Here is a 20,932-nt window from a genome sequence, read left to right on the forward strand (position 1 = left end):
ATCGAAAATTTATTGATCATCGTGTTTATGACAACAAATGGAGGTGTCATCGGCAAACTCAATCTGACACTCTGACAACATGATCTCTTTTAACTTAAGCCGGGCTCGAAGCAAGCGTGACTTAAATGCAGGTAGGGTTAGCCCCATCTGCTCAGAAATCATTAACTGTGGAAACCCCTCAATATCACATGCCTGTATAATGTATTGGTCTTGCTCCGATAACTTCTGCAAGGTTTGAGGTAGGCACGTCGTGAGTTTTTCAATTGGCTGCGTATCACGGTCTAATACTGGTAGTTCTTCAGATAACTCCGTGAACTCCCTATTTTTACGCCAGTTATCAATCAACATATTCCTTGCTGCTTTAAACAACCAGGCGCGAGGATTGTCCATCGAACAAAAACTGTCGGCAATGGTTCGCGCCTTTAAAAACAGGTCTTGCAAGTAATCTTTTGCCTGCTCTCTGTCGCCTAAACGGCCAAGAAAAAACAGGTAAAGTTCCTGCTCATGTTGACGCCAGAAGGTTGCCATACAATGATTAAATTGTTCAATATCGCTCAGGTCGTTAAGATTATTTTTCATCTACACAGCACTCATCCGTTAGAAAAATCATAAGCTCATTGAGTAAATCATACTCTGGAATACAGTAAAGCGTCCGGCTTACTCGATGTTGTCGGATCAAACCCACTGAGATCAGCGCAGACAGATGATGGCTGAGTGTCGAATTAGGTACACCCAGTTTTTCCTGCAACTCTCCAACCGGTGTTCCCTCCTTACCCGATTTAACTAACTGCTTGTAAACCCGTAAACGCGTTGGATGGCCAAGCTCTTTCAGGAGATTGGCCGCATCGTCAATGTTCATAGCACCTCCCAACAAACCATATTTCCATTATTCTAGAAATATAGTTAAATGTCTACTATTTCACTAAATCGCAAGTAACTGATTGTTCCAGTGGGCTTGTATTCCGTCTTTGGATCAATATCACAGATAGAAAATTGTAAATAGGTGTAAAATCAAAGGTTAAGTAATTGTTGATTCACCGCAGTACTAGAGGCCTAACAACCTTGTTGCATAGGCGTGTCTCATGGGCGTTGTCATTAAGTAGGCTTTAATTTGTACTTATCACATATTGAAATATCAAACTTTAGGCTGTTCCAGCATTTACATTTGAAGCTAAACCGAGGCCTAAATGTCTTAGTTGGAGAGAATGACTCTGGCAAAACGGCATTGATCGATGCAATTCGGTATACACTAGGCACAAAATCCAATGATCGGGCCTATCTTACAGAGCAAGACTTTCACAATGATGCTGATGATTTAAAAATAAAACTAAAATTTTCTGAAGTAGCATCTCATGCTCATCGCTTTGTCGAACATATTTCTCATGAAGAATATGAAGATGAGAACGGTGAAAAAAAACTCCGTTCAGTACTTTATGTTCAGCTACACGCTCAAATTACGGGGTTAGAGAAAAGAGGCTATCCCTACATAAAGACCGAATTACGCTCAGGCATAAACGGGAACGGTTTAGCCGTTGAGTCTGAGATCAGAGATTTTCTCGCCTCAACGTACCTTAAGCCACTAAGAGATGCCGAAGTAGAACTTTCTAGTGGTAGAGCCTCTCGTTTATCTCAAATACTGAGCTCCTCAAAAGACATTATAGAGGGAATGGAAAGCATTCTTACTATCGTCGCTAAAGCAAATGATGAGCTTCTTACTGACGATGCGGCATTGAAAAAATCGGCAGAAAACATTCAGCAAAAATATCTCCATAAGCTTATTTTTGAGAAAGATAAATCAAAACTTGGTGCATTTATTAATATAGCGGGCATTAAAGAAGAAGACCTTTCCAATCTACCAAGACATATCCAAAAACGTCATTTACGCACCTTATTGGAAGGATTAACGTTATCTCTTACTAATGACCAACGAACACATGGGCTTGGTTATCTCAATCTTCTTTTTATGGGTGCTGAGTTATTACTTTTGGAGCAAGAAGCAAACAACGAATTCCCTTTGCTTCTCATCGAAGAGCCAGAGGCACATCTTCATCCCCAACTACAGATGAAGCTCCTTCAGTTTATAAACAAGACAACTAAAACTGAAAAGAAACCAGATGGAGTACAATGTATTCTGACAACTCACAGCCCTAACATAGCATCTAAAGCCGATCCTGCCGAAATCATCATGTTATCGGAAGGGGGTGCTTGGCCGCTTGCTGTAGGTGAAACAGAACTTGCTAAGGATGATTATCAATTTCTGAGGAAATTTTTAGATTCAACCAAAGCTAATGTTTTTTTTGCTAAAGCAGTCATGCTTGTGGAAGGTGATGGTGAAAATATCCTGCTACCTGAATTAGCAAAATTATTGGGACGCCCTTTAGAAAATTATGGCGTATCTATTGTCAAATACGACAATAGTGGCTCATGGAAGCGCTTTGCCAGATTATTCTTAAGATCCGGCCAAGATGAAAACCAAACCGCATGGCATCCGACAAAAGTATGCGTACTTAGGGATCTTGACCTTTGGCCAGATTGTGCCGAAGAAAAAGATGACGGTAGTAATCCATACGGATTTAGAAAAGAGAACAGCAGAAACCAAGCCTATTGGCGAAGAAATTGCCCCGACGACCAGAAAAGAAAAATTGAACATATCGCTCAATTAGATAGGCAGAATGTTGCAGTCAAAATATCGGATGATTGGACGTTTGAATATTGCCTGGCTAAATACGGTCTTTTTGGCGAGTGTTATGAAGCTATCGTTGGCTCTAATACAGGAATTGATGACATCGTTGGCGATGATGATACCAAAGCAACATTCATTCTTAGCCAGGTTTCAAAAACTGACTTTGCATATGAACTGTCTCGCATTCTTCAAAAACAACAAGAACAAAAAGTTGATGCAGCGATAGCTTCTCTTAGTGATGCTGATGCCAGTAATAACGATATTTCTAACTCGGTCCAAACACGGGCAAAAACCGAATTTGCAGTTGAACTCAGACAGAAACTTCCAAACTACCTTATTGAAGCTATTGAATATGTAACAGAGCCAATTGAAGAAGAGCCCGAGGAGGTGCGGCATGCGGCACTCACTTGAAGGCCTCATTACACATGATGACATTACCGAGATAGCCGAAACTGAAAAACTTATTCTTCAGGATGATATTCGCATTTCTATTTTGAAGGCTATGCACTCCATTGATGTACAAGCCTGCCCCGGAAGTGGAAAAACAACATTGATTGCCACAAAACTCATTCTTCTGGCTAAAAAGTGGAACTATCCACACCAAGGGATATGCGTCCTATCTCATACCAATGTGGCTAAAGATGAGATCATTGACCGCCTTCAGCGCTCAAAATCAAAAGTTGCACAGCGTCTACTGAGCTACCCACACTTTATCGGTACCATTCAGGAATTTGTACACCGCTTTTTAGCTCTTCCATATATAAGATCTAGTGGTGTTAGTGATATCACGGTAGACAATGACACCTACGCAAAACAAGCAGTGAAGCTCCTTGAATTAGCTCAGTTTTCCTGGTTTAAAGCGACATTGAGTGGATTAGGAAATACGGAAAAACAGGAGGCCTTTTTTAGGGGATCATTTAGATATATCTCACAGAATGGTGAGGAAATAAATATTGATAAAAAATCCAAAGCTTGGAAAAGCGATAATAATTTCCAAAAGGCAATCAGTGATCTAAATCGATTAAAAAATTATTTGGATAAACGAGGTGTATTCCTTTTTAGAGATATGTATATACAAGCCGATAAAGCATGTACAAATAATATTGAATTAGCTAAGGTGATAAGAACAAGATTCCCATTTATTTTGATTGATGAGATGCAAGATACACAAAAATTCCAAGATGAACTTTTATGTAAAATTTTTCCCTTTAATCAAAATTCGATTATTCAACGTTTTGGAGATCCAGACCAATCTATTTTTAATAGCATTGGAACAGAAGAGCCTAATCAAAGCTTCAACGGTAAGTTGCGAGACCAAATGGATTATATAATTCATAAATCTCATCGTTTTGATGGGGCTTTATCTGAAAAAATCAATAGATTAAGCTTCAATGAAATCCCTTTAGAAACTGAATTAACAGAAACAAGTTTATTAGATAGAGCACAAGCACATATTTCTGGTAATAAATTCACTCATACCATTATTCTTTTTAATGATGATACTTGTGAAAAAGTAATTGAGTATTTTGCTCAGATTATTTCAAATCAATTCGCAGATAAATATAAAAAAGACAAAAAATTTACGGTAAAAGTTGTTGGTGCGGTTGGTGCAGAAATAACGCCAGATAAAGACCAATTCAGATTAGGTCATTATTGGCCTGATTTTGACAAGGCAAAATCGAAGGTTAACTTCAAAGAGTCTTGCTTTATAGATGCCGTTCGTCATTGTCAACAAAATTCATCTATCGATTTAGCTGATAATTATAAATTCTTATTAACTTGCATCCTTAAGATTATGCGAATGAGTAACATCACAGATGACGATGGTCGCAACTTTACTAATTCGACTCTACGCGAATATTTAATAAAAAAAGATAGTTGGGCTCGCTTTCGCAAAGGATTATTTTATTTACTCACTGAAACCGAAGCAACGCAACTTATCCGTTGGGTGCAAGCATGCTCGATACTATCCTCTTTAATTGGACTCTTAGATATTTCGGCAGAAACTAGAGAATATATGGCATTTAATGCCTCCAGTAAACCTATGCGAACAGAGCAAGCCCCGACATTAGCTTCTTCGAAAGACAACACTATAAGCCACGTAGATGGCTTCCATATTGAGCTTTCAACAATACATGCGGTTAAAGGTGAAACTCATGATGCGACACTGGTCGTTGAGACAAAGAATCACACATTTGATATGCAAGCTATGCTGCCATATTTGACAGGAGAGCTACCAAGTATTGCACATCCTAATTCCAATCTGAAAGATAAACCAAATTCACGCAAATCAAATAAAGTATTTATGCGGCAATTTTATGTCGCAATGAGTAGACCAAGGCATCTACTATGTTTAGCCCTGCACGCAGACCGTATATCAGATGAGCAAACTCAGTTGCTGCGGGAATCTGGATGGCAAGTTGAGACTATATGATTTGTTTAACTCATTTCCTGAGCATGGTTTGAATTCAACTCCCCAAAATAGCTCAGTTCAACTCCTGAAATGACCCAGTTCAACTCCCGGTAGGCTGAATATTTATGCTTCAAATTTGTTATGAAAATGGTTAGACTTCGTCATATAGCTGAACTCAGCTATCCCGGCAGTATATTAAATATTCGGCCCAGAATACGGCCCAGAACAACTTAGAGACTATTTTATGACCCATTTAAATCAATGGGTTATGTGTGGAGTTAAGTGTCCGCCAGCTCCACCAAATTTGGTTTAAGTTCTGCAGAAAGTAAAAAAACCGCTAACTGAAAGGTTTGCGGGCTTTTTCTTAAAAAGAATTTTAATAATATTACAATTAACAACTACTAATATTTGTCCAAACCATAAATGCTTTATTAATTTATATTTAAGTTTTTACGAAGTGCAATAATAGATAGTGGTGGTGAACATTTATGAACAACCGCATGACAATTTGGACATAATGGTATAAGGTCATTTATAGGATCAATGATATAATCAGCACCAAGTTCAGATATAGGTTTCACATGATGAACTTCGATGATACCTGCAGCAATATTTCCATATTTTTCTTCCATATTAAGATCACAGCCACTACATGTATATCCGTGAATAGCTAATGCAGCTGCCCTATTACGCCTATCTCTTTCATAGCGATTGACTTCAATACTCATTTTAGCCCCTTCGGGCAATCCAAAAACCTCCAAAAAATCATCTACAGTTTCTTCTAATGGTAAAAGAGATATTATTGCAGCGGCCATACGTGAAGTCCAAAGTTCGATATGGTACATATCGGATTCAATATTACCTTTATTAATCGAAAGCATTCCCTTACTAATTTCCAGACCAACACTACGCCACGGTAAATCCCAGACAGCATCATCATTCGGATTACAAACCGTTTCGTTAATGATAAAAGAAATTTCCGTATCAGCATTTTGGCAAGTATCCAAAATAGCACGGAAAGTTTGCCGCCCCCCCTCATCAGAAGTTCTCATTGCTTCGACCAACTCACCAGCAAAAATAGCTGGGCGAAAAATTACATCAATTCGACGCCAGCCAATTATTGTACGAATTGTAAAAGTCTGTCCAATAGGATATCCCGTAGGATATAGCTCAAACCAACGTTGACCTTCTCTATCCCATCCCTCAGAAGCAGTAAATTCAAAACCTATTTCTGAAGATATACGTTCAGCTAAAGAGTAAGAGTCAATCACCATTATCTGACCCCATATTTGGCTCAGGTAAAGTTTCGACCAATTTTTCAAGTATTCTAGAAACTTCATAACGCATATCTTGAAATATTGCGGCGGTATTATCCTGTACTGTTGAAAGTTCAGCGACAGTCAAAGCCCACATTAAAGAGTCTAATCCTTGCATCGTAACACTGCGGTTTAAATTAGGAATATAGACCTTATGATAATATGGATGACTAGTATTAAGTTGTACTGCTTTATGTTGTTCAATGATAGCTGGCTGAAATAACAAACCATTCTTTATACCATCGACTGGTTGAACAAAAACCTCGCCGGAACGTTTTGCCGAAGTAATCGTTAGTCTCAATCGCGTCTTTCCATGTTTGTTCTCGACTTCTGCTTCGCCTGCACTTAAGTCAGTAATATTAACCTTCGGTCCACCAGCGACAGCTTCTCGATTTCGAATATTATTATTAGAATTATCATGGGCACCTTCCCCTCTTTTAGAAATCTCTTTTTGCTGTCCTTCACGAGATCGACGGTTTGCCTCACGTCGGGGAGATGTTAAAAATTCATGTGATAACCAAGTAGCAATGTCATCATTAAGAATAATTTGAGACTTTTTAATATCAAGATGAAAGGCATCATCAAGCTTATGATCAAATGAAAATTCAATTCGTAATAAGGATAGATGAGGTTCTTTTTGGTATAGTCCAAGCCAATCGGCATCATGAATTAACCGATTCTCACGATAAATATAAATACCCTGTCTCTCATTTGATAATAATGCTGCAGCAGCTAAAGCATCATCAGGAAACTCTTCCCGTCGTGGCAATATAAAAGCACGTATTATAAATTGAGCCTCTCTACCATCCGATAATCTTGTCGTTACTTTCTCTTCAGCAACCAACTCAGAAAGGCCACGCTGGAAAGGGTCCCAAGGTGCTACAGGCTCATCATTTAATTCGATAATAATATTTGGGGCACGATTATCATCCAAATCAAGAAAACGTTGATAAACCAACGCCAGATGATGTCGAAGCGAATTTTCTTTTGTTTGTAAAGCCTTTCTTGCTGGTTTTCCAGCTGGATCAGAATAATCTTTGATCAACCTATCAACATTTTCCCAAAGTACAACTGTCCCAGCTTGGCCTGGAGCGACTTTATTCATGAGCTCAACAGCTTCATCATCGCAAATTTCATTAAGCAATAATGCCCATTTTTTTGCATCTGCAACATGATATAAATCCCACGTTGCCATAAGTGGAGAAGTTATAGCATTTGGGCGAGATATCACTGACAAACGAGTACAAAAAGCTGTAGAAGCAGTTTTAAGACCTAAACCATATTTACCAAGACTGGCTAAATTAGAGCGGGCTTTCGAGCCATATTGCATTGCATTAATTAATCCCTGGCGATCCATTCTATCTCCATTATCTGCTATCAAAAGACGAATATTTCCTTTCAGATCAATACCAAGTTGTAATCGAATATTTGTTGCATTAGCTGCGATCGAATTATCTACAATATCAGCAACAGCTGTATTAAATTCATATCCCGTGTCTCTAAGGCCTACAATTACGCGCTCTGGGTCAGGCGGTAATTCAATTTCTTGAACGTTATTAATCATTTTTTTTCCTTAAATTTGAATTACTCGCCAATTAGTACCTAACTGAAGCACCTTTCCTGTATGGACTCTTGTATCTTTACGTTTATATGACACCTTGTAACGACCATCTTCTTTCAACAAGACTAATTCATCTCCAGCAACTAACCTAGCTTGCCGAATATACTTCGTCATCCTAGTCAGACGATACTCATTACGGGTGCCACCAAAAAATATGTTATTGTAATAAATAAAAGCAAACTCCCAAAACGTCCCACTTTCATCAAGAAAATGAAGATGAGCACGAGGATTATATAATTTCTCATTAAGAACAGGAAAAAACGAAAGCAATTCCTTATCCTTTGGGATTAATATGCCAGCTTGATGACCGCCCGTCTCTCCTGTATCGTTGGCACTAAGTATTTTTACAACATACTTTTTTGTCATAACTTATTTCCCTACAAACACCTTAGAAGGCGATCTGCTTAATGCGGCTATAATATCACTATAATCATCATCCTTCCCTTTAATGCCTATTACAGCAACTGATGATAATTCTCTTTTTCTAGCTAAACGTTCAGCGACAACTTCCTCAACTGTATTGCTAATCAAAAGTTTATGAATTGTAACTGGCCGTTTCTGTCCCCGCCTATACACTCGCGCTGATGCCTGGTCTTCCAAGGCAGGGTTCCATTCCAAATTGTAATGTATGACATGGTTAGCTGCTGTGATATTTAACCCCGCACCACCAGCTTTTGGGTTAAGAACTAAAGCAGCACAACCATCTACTTTACTAAAAATATCAATAAGTGGCTGCCGCTCATCAATTGCCAACCGTCCATCAATAATACCTACAAAAAAGCCATAATAGTTTTGTATGTGTTGCAGAATTAAATCTGCCATTATTGTAAATGACGTAAAAATTATAACTTTTTCATTATTAATGAAAATTTCATTCAATATATCATTCAATCGACGAAACTTTGAAAATGACATGGGATCTACACAATCTAAATTACCATTCATCAAAATGGGATGAGCACAAAAACGACGTAGTGAAGTTAATGATACTAAAGTTGCAGCAACACCATACTCAGAACTAATACGATTTCGTTCTGCATCATAGGCTACGGCTTCATTCTCATCTATCTCCAATACTTGAGGAATTTCTATTCGCGGAGGAAGGTCTTGTGCTACGTCAATAATTCTACGTCGCAACATCAAAGGGGAAACGATTGGTTCAAGACGAATAGCACCATCGACAGAATCCTGAAACTCAGTTTCAAATGATGTTACATCACCTAAATATCCAGGAAACACAAAATCAATGATAGACCACATATCAAGTAATTTATTCTCAATCGGAGTGCCCGTTATTGCCAAACCAGTAACTCGCCTCAGACGTTTTACAGCTCGAGTTCGTTTTGCATAAGGATTCCGAATAAATTGAGCCTCATCAAGAATGACCACTCTCCAAAGAATCATATTTAACAGACTGCTGTCTGTGACTACATTATCATACGATATAAGAACTACATCATAAGACATTAATGTAGCTGGTCGTCCTGTACGCACAGGACCATGATGTTTTAATACTTTTAGATGAGGTGCGAATTTTTTAATTTCACGATACCAATTTTCAAGCAAAGACCCGGGAGCAACGATCAATGCGGGACTTAGTTGGGAAGCTCCCGAATCACTAATCACACTAATAATTTGCAGGGTTTTCCCTAACCCCATTTCATCAGCTAAAAGCCCACCAACACCTTCAGATAACAGAAATTTAAGCCATCGCCAACCAGTCAATTGATATGGATAGAGTTGTCCTATAATACCAGTCGGCACATCATCAGTTTTTGGTGCGAACACAAGAGGTGAAATAATTTTCTCACCTATTCGATCATCAATAATATCTCTTATGGCAGGGGCTTTACGAATCGAAAGAAATGCTTTTAAAGAATGAGCCGGACCAATATCAACAACATAAGTTTGTAACAGTTCAAGTATTTCAATAGTAGCCTGTGGCTCAATCGGATACCAATTCTGTCCCGCGATCACATGTCCTCGTTTCAGATCGTATAGCTCCAGCTCTACTGTAACTCCACGACTACTTGCACATATTGAATATGTCGGAATATCGTTTCTACATACATCAATTACAAGCACTGGTTCCAATGGATAACGCGAGACATGTAGTTCATTAACTACAATAGGGATCCATGGCTCTGTTGGTCGATGCTCAACCAAGGCTGCATAAACATCTTCCACAGATGGAATGAGAATGTTTCCGTTAAGATCAATTAGAAATAATTCATTTCTTCGAATATTCCAACCAACAGACATACACCTTCGCCTCCCATTCATCATCATTTAAATTATAATAATTATTCCATTTTAACAGATAGTTAGATAAAAAATGTAATATATTTATTCTTAAAAATAAAGAGAAAGTAGGAACATGTAAATATTTTTTAGCACTAATAAATTCTTCCATTTTCTCAATTAATCAATTGGAAAATATTTAATTTAATGAATTACACTCTGAAGATAATAGTAACTATTTAATTTTTATAACTATATTTTCTATCATATTAATATGGCTATATTAGCTTTTATTTACTTCAAAATTTCCTCTTATAACAAAAAAAGGCGCATTAAGCGCCTTTCCCCAACTCCAAGCCACTCGCTACCCCACCAGCAAGCAGCCCATCAATCAAAACTGATAAACAACCGCCAGCGACACAATATCATCCGTCGATATTCCAGCCTTCTCAGTGAACGTGCTGCTATCCAGCATATTGATCTTATAGTCGACCTTAGCGGTGAAGTTACTGTTGAAGTGGTAGTTGGCACCAACGTCAATATAGTTAACCAGCTCTTCACTATTGTATGTTTTGCTGCCTATGTCATGACCCAGGTCTTTACCTTTGGAGTAAACCCACGCCAGCGACGGTTGCAGGCCGTTTTCGAACTGATACTGAGCCACCAGCTCTACGTTCTGAGTTTTGTTAGCAACAAAATCGTCGCCATACAGATTCATATTGTAAGTTTGGCCATAGATGGCTGCCAGATACAGATCGTTTGCATCATATTTAATACCCGCACTTACACCGTCAGCACGATCGCCAAGATGGTCTTGCGACTGGTCATAAGTACGGTCAGATGAAGCATAAGCAGCACCCACAGAAAGCCCCATACCTAAATCATAGGTGGTGGACATACCCCAGCCGTCGCCATTGCGATCGCTTTTGTTACGGTCGCCGGAGTCATTACGGCCCTGATACTGAACGGCAAAGTCCAGACCATCAACCGCGCCAAAGAAGTTTTTATTACGATAGGTTGCCAGGTTACCTGCACGTTGAGTCATAAAGACATCGGTTTGCTGATAGGAGTCGCCACCGAACTCTGGCAGAACATCGGTCCAGCCGCCAACGTCATACAGGATGCCGTCGTTACGACCGTAGTCAAAAGAACCAGCATCACCAAATTTAATACCGGCGAAGGCGTAACGGGTGGTAGAACCATTATCGCCGCCGTTTTCACTGGAACTGGCGGTAAGTTCGGTTTGATAGTAGCCATAGCCAATGATTTGTTCAGTAACCTGTGTTTCACCACGAATACCAAAGCGAACGAAGCTGTTGTCGCCGTCTTCGCCTTTGTCATCAGAGATGTAGTGATTACCTTCGATTTGTCCCGAGAAGTCTAACTTGTTGCCGTCTTTGTTATATAGTTCAGCCGCATTTGCTGCCCCCGCCACCATCATAATGGGTAACAGCCCTGCCAACAGTTTGTTGTTTTTCATTATTCGTTTCCTTGATTGATCCTGCCTAAATATCAACTGTTGCGCTGCAGAGGATACCAAACGTTAGACATGCGTCTTTATCCTCCGCATCGCGTTTTATTGAATCAAACAATAGGTTAAGAAACAACACATAATGATAATTATTTTCATTATCATTTAGAAAGTGACCAAAATCTTATGATGTCAGGTTTACAGGCAGGAATATGGATACGCTAAATACAGTGAAGGGGCTTTCGCCCCTTCACTAAAATAATTTTAATTTTCAGCAATTAATCGTCTTTACGATCGTCTGCTTTTGCATCAGGTTGCGGTTTATCGCCTTTGGCTTTGCGCTCACCCTTCTTACCATCAGAACGCTTTTTATCACTCTTAGCTTTACGCTCTTCAGAAGAGTTTTTATCACCCTTTGCTTTGCGATCTTCTGGTTTTACGTCCGGACGCTGTTTATCGCCTTTGTTTTTACGGTCTTCTGAATTTCTTTCCGGGCGATCGCCTTTCTCTTTGCGTTCATCCTTGTTTGCATCAGAACGTTTGTTATCGCGCTTGTCCTTACGGTCGTCCGACTTACCATCAGAATGTCTTTCGCTTTGCTGCACATCCTGAGGTTGTGGTGCACTATCTGGCTCAGCAAATACGCTGAAACTGCCGGTTAATAATGCTGCGCTAAATAGTCCGATAACAATAGCTTTTGATTTCATCATATTTCCTTATTAGTGAGAGAATGCCCTCTACGCCATTCAAAATATACTAAGGCATATCTCCGTCAATGTGCTTTACACATCCTTGACATAATTTTCAGTTTCTTATCGCTTGATATATAGAAATAATTTAACCGGGTAATAATAAAGCCGGAATAATAGGTATAACTAACTTCAGAATAATATTTCAGCCATAAGTTATCCTAATCCTTGAGTAAAAACTTTAATTATCCATCTTCCAATAATATATCTATCCTGCTGGCAATTAAGGAGAATATCTATGCAACCCATTAAACAACTCAGTACTCTGCTCTCTTCTATGTCACCTGCATTAAGCAGTGAAACTTATGTGTTTTGTACCATCAAAGAAGAATTTACTGAGCAGCTTTTCAGGTTCAAACCCAAAGGGCTATTTGTAGAAGAGGAAGGCGTTACCCTGATTATTACGCAACAAACCGCAATAACTCATCAGCTAGCGTTTAGTGGCACCTTCCGCCAGATCACGTTAACCGTGCATTCAAGCCTTGAAGCGGTGGGCCTAACCGCTGCGGTATCTAAAGCTTTAGCCGATAACAATATCAGCGCTAACGTCGTGGCGGCCTATTATCACGATCATATCTTTGTTCCTGAACAAGATGCCGACCGTGCATTAAATACATTAATTGAATTGCAGAAGCACCATGCAAGGTTAAATTAATCTTCTTTCCTGATATTCGCGAATTCCAAATAACATCATGTGGTAAACGGCCTGATGCAATCAGGCCTATATTTAATCAGGTAGCTATCTATAACTCACTACATAAATTGAATATCACCATCTGAATGACACGAGGAATAAATATGAGACAGGAAATATTGGGAGCACTTTCCCGAAACTGGTGGGTATTAATTATTTATGGCGTGATTGCCATTTTATTTAGTATTGCTGCATTAACCGCTCCGCTATCAACCGCAATATCGGTAGCCTGGGCTATTGGTCTGTTTGCCCTGCTGGAAGGGGTAATTACTATCGTCTCGCTGTTGACTAACCGTATTGTGGTTTCTAAAGGATGGTTATTTGGCTATGGGGTTATCTCCATCATCTTTGGTGTGTTGGCCCTGTATAACCCGGCGGCGACTGCCAGCATCCTGATGATCTTTTTAGCAGTATGGCTGATTATTGGCGGTATTTACCGCATTCTGTTTGCGATTCAGGTTCGCAATCAGATTCAGGGAGAATGGATGATTATCCTTAGCGGTGTACTGGCGATAATTCTCGGTGCATTGCTGATGGCACAACCGATTGTTGGACTGGTGATTACCACCATCTGGCTTGGGGTGATTGTTTTGATGTATGGCATATTGCAGATTTATGCTGGGGTTAAGTTGCGGGGAATTGGGCAGCGTCAGAGCTAATCATCATCAATATATATGAGCCATGCCAGGTAGAAGTATGGCTCTTATTTTTCACTACTATATTTCATCCAAATTTATTGATGTTGTAGACCCATAAATATCAGAAATATTTTTCCACTTTACTCTGAATTGATTTCGTTTCTTAGGCTTCCATGTACCATTTTCTTGCAAATCCATTTTTACTCCAGGATCATAATAAATAGTCCCATTCGCTATAGAATTGAAAAAGGTATTAAAATCAGCACCTACTGCAAATATCACTTCCGGACCAAAACGATAAAAAACTTCTTCTTTCCCTTGTTTTTTATAACTAACAAAGCAAGTTTTTGAATGTTTGCGTTTCCAGTGTTCAAGTAATTTACTAAAACTCCAGCCAGCAACAACTACATCATCTTTATTCTTAAGAAACACACCACCATCTGGATCAGTGATTTTTTTCGTTTTTGGATTATACCCATCAAGTTTTAAAACTAATTTTGTCTTTTCATTGAATATACCAATATCATGACGACTGGCAAAATCCAGCCTGTTCGGTTTAATACCTGATGCATGTTCACGCAAAAACGAATAAATATCAGTGCAATATGTACCAGAATTTGGTTCAGGGGTCATCAATGTAATAACACTACCAGAATGAGCTTTCAATTCCCAATCCATAAAGTCAGGTTCAGAACGACCATTAGGAATGATGCCAAAATAACTTTCCAGTGTGAACCCTGCTCCATTTTGTGCCTTATATGGCTGAATATTTCCATCACGATCTAATCTGCGTGATGGAACAAAACCTTTACCATAAATTTCCTTAAGCTTTTCTATTAATACATTTTTACTATCTGCATCAGTAGAAGAATATTCATAAAAAACCGAATTAAAGCTATTCAGTTTTTTATCACTAATTAACTGTTTTGCTGACAATGCAATTTCATCATCCCAGGAGCTGACATAGGCAAGAATACGGTCATGACAAATGCCAAGAATAAAGCATCGCTTTTGATCTATTCGGTGTGCTCTTTCTTCCAGGGTGGATGGCTGCATCAGCTTTGAAGGGGAAAGTAAACATTTTTGAAGAAAGCCAGATAACCTTACTTCAGGATATTTAGGATATAAAATTAATTGAGAGTGCCTGGCTTGTTCCGTGTTGCCATCTGTATCCATCCAAAACAGATTCAATGGAGCCTTGAATATAGGTCCCTTTTTTGATGAAACACCGCCACTTTTTATCTCACCTGTAGGTAGTTCTTTAAGTAGCTCAAAGTCTGCGGCCATATATATTTGTTGTTTAGAATTATCATTATTTGCCAACAATTTATAGATAACCTTATTTGCTCCTGACTTTTGCATTAGTTGAGCTATCTTTTCTAAAGAAACCATAAGAGTAAGCCTTCTAAATTCATAGAGATAATTAACTAATTGATAGAATAGCTTTAATTCTTCAGAATATAAATGATGAAATTGAAACCGATAATAATTCCAACTAATCTGCAGATGTAAACATACTTTTTATACCATGGATATTAATTTCTGCATTCCCACTGGACGAACATAACCATTCTTCCAATCTCTCAGATAAACTCTCGTCTGAAAGCTTTAATTTCCCCCTTAAAGAACACTCCCACACAACTAATATGCGCCAGGTATCTTGTGAAAGTATAGAGACAACATCATGATCTCTATTGACATTGTCAGAAATTTTTTTCAACCAAAATTCAGTTCTGGTAGACGGAAGCTTAAATAAATGGCAATCATGATGATGCCAAAAACAACCGTGTACAAAGATAATCGCTTTATAATCATCTATAACAAAATCAGGCTTGCCCGAAAGCTCTTTTACTTGAGTTCTGTACATAATCCCCAGTTGATCCAAGGCTATTGCTAACTTTTTCTCAATTGCTGTATCACTGGTACGTATAGCTCGCATATTTTTTGAACGCGTCGCCGGATTATGTACATCAGCCATAGATGATTTATAGATCCTTATTCATTTTTACTGCTTTCAAAATAATGGGTTCAAGCAATTTAGCTACCGCAGCAAACACAGGAACCACAACTGAGTTACCGAATTGTCGATATGCCTGAGTATCAGACACAGGTATTTTAAACTTTGGACCGTTTGGGGTTTCAAATCCCATAATACGGGCACATTCTCTCGGTGTTAATCTCCGAGGCCTGTTAGTCTGATTTTTTTCGTTATCGAAATCGATCTCACCTAACTCCTTGTCCCACCCACGATCAATTAAAATTTCCGAACCATCTTTATGATATCGAGCTGATAATGTACGCGCACAACTATCCTTATTTGTCGGATCTACCAGGCCAAAACCAAATCCATTGCCTTTAGCCTGATGTTTCTTCGCGTAGTTATAGAGATATTTCCAGAGAGCTGGTGTCAGAATGTATTTTTTATCAACTGAAGATTCCAGTAACTCCCCAAAAGATGGTCGTTTTTCTGGAAAATATTTATTTATATCTCTTAGAGTAAACCCGTGATGAAGATTCAACTCCCGGCGAAATCCAACCAACACAATACGCTCTCTGTGTTGTGGTAGAAAATTTTTACCATCAATGACTTTAGGATCGTCAGAGCCTGTAATACTCGCATCAGCTACTTCATAACCAAGTTCGTCCAGGGTATTCATAATAATTTTAAATGTTTTCCCTTTATCATGACTTTTCAGGTTTTTTACATTTTCCAGTAAGAAAATAGCTGGTCTTTTACTGGCAATAATCCTGGCTACATCAAAAAATAATGTACCCTGAGTTTCACATTCAAAACCATGTGCTTTTCCTAAAGAATTCTTCTTGGAAACGCCAGCAAGGGAGAATGGCTGACATGGGAAACCGGCCAGCAACACATCATGATCTGGTATATGAGCATCTATATGCTTATAAACTTCGCCTTCGGTTATACCATCATTCTCACTAAGGGTAATTTCCCGAATATCTGAATTGAACGTATGCTCTTTTGGATCACAGTACCAGTTAGCTTTATATGTCCGAACAGCATCTTTGTTCCATTCGCTGGTAAAGACACACTGACCACCGATATCTTCAAATCCTTTGCGTATACCGCCAATACCGGCAAAAAGATCGATAAAACGAAATTTATAATCAGAGTGGCATTCAGGGGGTTGAGGTAACATTTTTCTAAGAACATTACTTTCAATTTCAGTTAATGGTTTTTGAGCCCCTTTACCATTAATCCAGCGATTAAGTGACTCCCTACACCAATCAGTTACACTAATCTTACGCAATACTTCAGCAATAGTTTTCTGGTCATAAATACCTGAAAGTTGTTGTACTAATTTTTTATCATCTTCTAACTGCTGCTGCTGTTTAACTAACGCCTGCTCGATAAGTGACTGAGTAGCTGAATCAAATTCTTTCATGATATAACACTGTCTATGCTGGATAGGAATAATGAGTAACACTATAGCACTCATTATTCCCATAATGAAACAAAAACACTGTTTAAATAAACAGTATTAGGTAAGTAAATCTTCAGTGACACATATATAGCAGTTCATTTTACCGCTACTCCCCCAACACCTTATACAGCTCCCTCAGCCTTTCCTGTAACACAAACATCAAGGCTTCACGGGTGGCGAGGTTCTCAGTATTCAACGCGGCATTAATCACGGCTAAACACTGAACGGTAATATCTTCAGGGGTTAAAGAGTCTTGTTGAGTAAGTTCGTTCATGGGCTAACTCCAAAGGTAGTTAATATCTCCCACCTCCGGAGCTGCAAATCTCTCGGGGTGGTGGCTTTGATCGGGTTTGCAGACCGCCCCTTGGAAACGGCACATCCAAAGATGTCCCAGCCAAAGCCACCATAGAACAAGCATTATGACATGTTTTTAGGGTGCACAAAGACTATGACGATAAAAATACTATATGTATCAATATGTCATTCTCAAGGAGCTATTCGGGCTGCAAATCCCGGCATCCCAACTCAGGATGCCTCGCCACTATACCAACCCCAAAACCACCAGCAATCGACCTTTGCAGATTCATACCAATAATGCGAAATGTCTCGAAAAACCCTGCAATATGCAGATAAACGCCGCGACTTCTCTCTTATCTGCATTCCAAATAAATCTACTTAGCTTTAGCGCCTTTCTTTACCGCTGCTGATTTACCCTTTGGCTGATCCTTCATCTGTCTCAGTACTTGCCCACACTGATTCTCTTCCCCTTCGCTTGGCGACACCAGCGCCAGTAACGCCGCAGCTGGCGCAACAACCACACCTAAAGCTACTGCCGCAGCACCCCGTGCAATCAACGGTGCGGCTTCGACTCCCGGTTGAGGATTCTTAAAGGTACCTTTCACATACAGCGGAGAGCGCAGCGTGAGTAAGCGCATACCTTTGCTTTGTGGGTCGATAGATAAATCCAACCGTTCGGTGGCAAAATTGGTCTGGCCGGTAACGTTAATAATGGCGTTTTCGGTATCAAACACCAGCAAACGTGGGGAGGCGAGACCACCACGAATATTCACGTCCGCCGCCACGCAGTTAATCTTCACTTCATCATCACCAAAGATTTGTGAAACCAGATAATTACCCACGTTCAGACCAAGGATCTCCATCAGGCCCCGGCTAATCATGCCTTCGTTCATCAACACGCGTAAATCACCGCTGCTGCTGCCTAACAGCGCAGCCACGGAATTACCCCGACCGGTTAAGCTGGCATCGCCGTTGATTTGCCCACGGCTGTTTTTCATCATCTCTACGTCCGGTAAAAGCTGTTTCAGTTGAAAGCGTCGGGCATGCATATCAACCTTTCCCTGCATTGGGCTTTTACTGCCATCCAGCCGAATAGTCGAATTCAGACTGCCACCCGCCACGCCAAAGCGCAGAGGATCCATCAGGATCTCACCGTTATTTAATATCAGATGGGTATACAAATTGTTTACCGGCAATGATTTACCGTGTTCGATGTACTTAGCCGTGAACTTCACGTCCGCATCCATTACATCCCAGCTTTTGGTTTCGAACGGTTCTACCGGTAATACTTTATCGGCTGGCTGAAGGCTCTTCTCGCCCCGCTGCTTTTTCTGCTGATTAGAGTCTGCACCAATTAGCGGCGCCAAATCAGCAAAAAGTAGCTGCTTGGAGACTAATTCCCCTTTCAGCACTGGGCGGGGTTTGCTGGCGGTATATTTCAGGCTACCGTGAATATCGCTGCTGCCAATCTTGCCGTTGAAATCCTGATAATCGAAAGTAGCGCCACCTTCTGCATGAACATGAGCAATCAAACGACCATTGGTTGAATAGGCGGGAGTATTGGGTAGCAACACGCCGGTAATACCGTACAGATTACCCAAACTCCGTCCTGACAACTTAAGTTGTAAATCTAACGCACCAAGATTCATCGGGTCCGTTAGTGTTCCCGCCAGGGCAATTCGCGTGGTGCCGGAACTTACATCAGCCTGTACCGGAAATGGCCGGTCGGCACTTTTCAGGGATAACATACCACCCACTTTGCCGCTGCCCTTCAGCGGCTCTCCTTTGTATTTACCCTCTATTTTCCAGCCTAATACATACTCCGGCACGTTATTTTGCGGCTGTTCACCTCCGTTTCCGGTGACTTCGCTAAAAGAAAGAGGCTTGCCTAAGGGGTCGATAACCGCATGAATATCCGCTTTCAGGGTGGCATCTTTAAAATCTACCTTACCGCTATCAAACACAATATCGTTAATATTCACTGACCAGCTTGAAGGAGGTGTGGAAGGTTCTGTTTTTGCGGGAGCGAAGGTCCAGTTATTATCGCCATTGGCTAAACGCTGAATGGATGCATAGGGCTGCTTCAGCCAGATACGCTGAATATAAAGTTCTTTATGCAGTAAAGATAACGGTGATATCAATGCCTCAACGCGCTGTAAGGTCACCATATTATCACCGGGGATCTGCGGCGGATTGCCTAAAATAATATCTTCCGCATGCAGCATTGGCCAGGGAATCCAGCTCCGCCAGCCCGTTTCATCCGGTTGACGCTGCCAGTTAACCCCTAAATCACCGCGAATGGCAAACGGCCGGTGCAACTCAGCGGTAACTTTCTCATTAATGGTTGGTTTCAGACGATTCAGGTCAAAGGTCGCCAAAAAGATCAGGGCTGCAACGATAACAACAACAATAACCCCACCCGTCCAGCTCAGGACTTTTCCTGTTCTGCTCATCCCACTCTCCCGGAAGCTGTGTGGTGCCCCTTCAGAGGTGATAACAACAAATGTCAGGGGCAATAAATCAAAAGTACTGTATTAAGCCTAGTTGAAAAATCACCATAGTTCATATTGTTGGTGAAAACTGAGGTAAAAACAGACAACAAAAAACCGGCCTGTATCGCCGGTTTTCTCACTACCTGAAGACGTTATACCGGCCGATCCAACTTACCCGCCGCATCTTCCAACAGCTTATCCAGACTGGAATGCAGCAGCTTAGACTTCACCTCTTTGCTTTCGGTTGTCAGTTTTGAGCCGACCTTTTTATCCATGGTGTAAATGGTCACTTTTCCTGGCTGATGGTCGTAAATCAACAAGCCATCGACCCCATGCCCTTTGTTATCTTCAAATTTATTCAATACGCTTTGCATTTTCCGTTTAGCTGCATCATCGCCTTTCACCGCTTTGCGCAGTTCCTCAACGGACAAACCAACCGGTATGGAATAAAGATAAAGCACATCGACATAGCTACCCGCATCGCCACCGTTACACATAAAACAGAACTCTCTTTTACCGTCGGCGAGTGATTCCATGTTTCTTAAATCAATCAACAGCTTTTGACCGTCCTGATAGGGTTCTTCCGAGATATCCAGAAACACCAACCAGTAAGGCCCCGGATCGCCGGCATGAGCCGAAAAAGTACAACCCAGCGTAAAAGTAAAAAACAACGCGCAAATACACTGCCTTATTCTTTCCATCATATTGTCCTTAATAAACCTTGATAGCTCACTATAACCGTTCCGGTCATTACAGGAAATCACCCTTTTCTGCCGCTATTGATACTATTCCCCCCATAACACCGAGCATCACGATAAAGAAAAACTCAATATTGTCGATACGATCGAATTTTAGTTAAAAAACAATATCC

The 20,932-nt window shown here is 40.2% G+C and carries 18 protein-coding genes; 4 read left to right on the top strand and 14 right to left on the bottom strand.

Annotated elements, in window-relative coordinates; genetic code table 11:
• Positions 1-9: 9 nt before the first annotated feature.
• Together EKN56_RS13120 and EKN56_RS13125 are read right to left on the bottom strand one after the other, a co-directional pair.
• Positions 10-579: a sigma-70 family RNA polymerase sigma factor gene (locus tag EKN56_RS13120; RefSeq protein WP_228723132.1), complete on the bottom strand. Its 570-nt coding sequence runs from the start codon at positions 577-579 to the stop codon at positions 10-12.
• The gene (locus EKN56_RS13125; protein WP_130592190.1) at positions 569-859 is read right to left on the bottom strand and encodes an ArsR/SmtB family transcription factor; all 291 of its coding nucleotides are present in this window, start codon (positions 857-859) and stop codon (positions 569-571) included. The genes EKN56_RS13120 and EKN56_RS13125 overlap by 11 nt, the downstream gene beginning before the upstream one ends.
• A 252-nt stretch (positions 860-1,111) precedes the next feature.
• Here EKN56_RS13125 and EKN56_RS13130 point away from each other — a divergent pair, with 252 nt between their 5' ends.
• Both EKN56_RS13130 and EKN56_RS13135 read left to right on the top strand, forming a co-directional pair.
• Positions 1,112-3,094 (top strand): ATP-dependent nuclease, encoded by a 1,983-nt coding sequence (locus tag EKN56_RS13130; protein ID WP_130592191.1) that lies wholly within the window; start codon positions 1,112-1,114, stop codon positions 3,092-3,094.
• Positions 3,078-5,117: a UvrD-helicase domain-containing protein gene (locus tag EKN56_RS13135; protein WP_130592192.1), complete on the top strand. Its 2,040-nt coding sequence runs from the start codon at positions 3,078-3,080 to the stop codon at positions 5,115-5,117. The genes EKN56_RS13130 and EKN56_RS13135 overlap by 17 nt, the downstream gene beginning before the upstream one ends.
• 410 nt (positions 5,118-5,527) lie before the next feature.
• On the opposite strand, the gene EKN56_RS13140 is transcribed toward EKN56_RS13135, so the two are convergent.
• The 6 genes from EKN56_RS13140 to EKN56_RS13165 all read right to left on the bottom strand — a co-directional run bounded on the left by EKN56_RS13140 (position 5,528) and on the right by EKN56_RS13165 (position 12,455).
• Complete coding sequence (locus EKN56_RS13140) at positions 5,528-6,370, bottom strand: HNH endonuclease (RefSeq protein WP_130592193.1); 843 nt, start codon at positions 6,368-6,370, stop codon at positions 5,528-5,530.
• On the bottom strand, positions 6,360-7,976 hold the full coding sequence (locus EKN56_RS13145; protein WP_210405304.1) for an ATP-binding protein: 1,617 nt from the start codon (positions 7,974-7,976) through the stop codon (positions 6,360-6,362). Before EKN56_RS13145 ends, EKN56_RS13140 begins: the two co-directional genes overlap by 11 nt.
• 9 nt (positions 7,977-7,985) lie before the next feature.
• Positions 7,986-8,399, bottom strand: a complete 414-nt coding sequence (locus EKN56_RS13150) for an EcoRII N-terminal effector-binding domain-containing protein (protein WP_130592194.1) — start codon at positions 8,397-8,399, stop codon at positions 7,986-7,988.
• 3 nt (positions 8,400-8,402) lie between these two features.
• On the bottom strand, positions 8,403-10,295 hold the full coding sequence (locus tag EKN56_RS13155; protein ID WP_130592195.1) for a DEAD/DEAH box helicase: 1,893 nt from the start codon (positions 10,293-10,295) through the stop codon (positions 8,403-8,405).
• A gap of 370 nt (positions 10,296-10,665) precedes the next feature.
• Complete coding sequence (locus EKN56_RS13160) at positions 10,666-11,754, bottom strand: porin (protein WP_130592196.1); 1,089 nt, start codon at positions 11,752-11,754, stop codon at positions 10,666-10,668.
• 269 nt (positions 11,755-12,023) lie between these two features.
• Positions 12,024-12,455: a hypothetical protein gene (locus tag EKN56_RS13165; protein ID WP_130592197.1), complete on the bottom strand. Its 432-nt coding sequence runs from the start codon at positions 12,453-12,455 to the stop codon at positions 12,024-12,026.
• Between the two features lie 277 nt (positions 12,456-12,732).
• Between EKN56_RS13165 and EKN56_RS13170 the strand changes: the two genes are divergently transcribed.
• Positions 12,733-13,149: an ACT domain-containing protein gene (locus tag EKN56_RS13170; protein WP_130592198.1), complete on the top strand. Its 417-nt coding sequence runs from the start codon at positions 12,733-12,735 to the stop codon at positions 13,147-13,149.
• Positions 13,150-13,292: 143 nt separating this feature from the next.
• Entirely contained in the window at positions 13,293-13,847 is a 555-nt protein-coding gene (locus EKN56_RS13175) for an HdeD family acid-resistance protein (protein ID WP_210405305.1), read from the top strand.
• A 57-nt stretch (positions 13,848-13,904) separates the two neighbouring features.
• Here the strand turns inward: EKN56_RS13175 and EKN56_RS13180 are convergent, their stop codons facing one another.
• From EKN56_RS13180 to EKN56_RS13200, 6 genes are all read right to left on the bottom strand, one after another.
• Entirely contained in the window at positions 13,905-15,218 is a 1,314-nt protein-coding gene (locus EKN56_RS13180; protein ID WP_130592200.1) for an MvaI/BcnI family restriction endonuclease, read from the bottom strand.
• 103 nt (positions 15,219-15,321) lie between these two features.
• Positions 15,322-15,804, bottom strand: coding sequence for a very short patch repair endonuclease (locus EKN56_RS13185; RefSeq protein WP_130592201.1), 483 nt, complete (start codon positions 15,802-15,804; stop codon positions 15,322-15,324).
• A 7-nt stretch (positions 15,805-15,811) separates the two neighbouring features.
• Positions 15,812-17,233, bottom strand: coding sequence for a DNA cytosine methyltransferase (locus tag EKN56_RS13190; protein ID WP_130592202.1), 1,422 nt, complete (start codon positions 17,231-17,233; stop codon positions 15,812-15,814).
• A gap of 145 nt (positions 17,234-17,378) precedes the next feature.
• Positions 17,379-17,546, bottom strand: coding sequence for a hypothetical protein (locus EKN56_RS20935; protein WP_168189652.1), 168 nt, complete (start codon positions 17,544-17,546; stop codon positions 17,379-17,381).
• Positions 17,547-17,943: 397 nt separating this feature from the next.
• Positions 17,944-20,022 carry an AsmA family protein gene (locus EKN56_RS13195; RefSeq protein WP_130592203.1) on the bottom strand — a complete coding sequence of 693 codons (2,079 nt, stop codon included), beginning with the start codon at positions 20,020-20,022 and terminating at the stop codon, positions 17,944-17,946.
• A 191-nt stretch (positions 20,023-20,213) separates the two neighbouring features.
• Entirely contained in the window at positions 20,214-20,765 is a 552-nt protein-coding gene (locus EKN56_RS13200) for a hypothetical protein (RefSeq protein WP_246019824.1), read from the bottom strand.
• Positions 20,766-20,932: the final 167 nt, after the last annotated feature.

The sequence above is a fragment of the Limnobaculum zhutongyuii genome (genome assembly GCF_004295645.1).
GTDB classification, from domain to species: Bacteria; Pseudomonadota; Gammaproteobacteria; order Enterobacterales; family Enterobacteriaceae; genus Limnobaculum; species Limnobaculum zhutongyuii.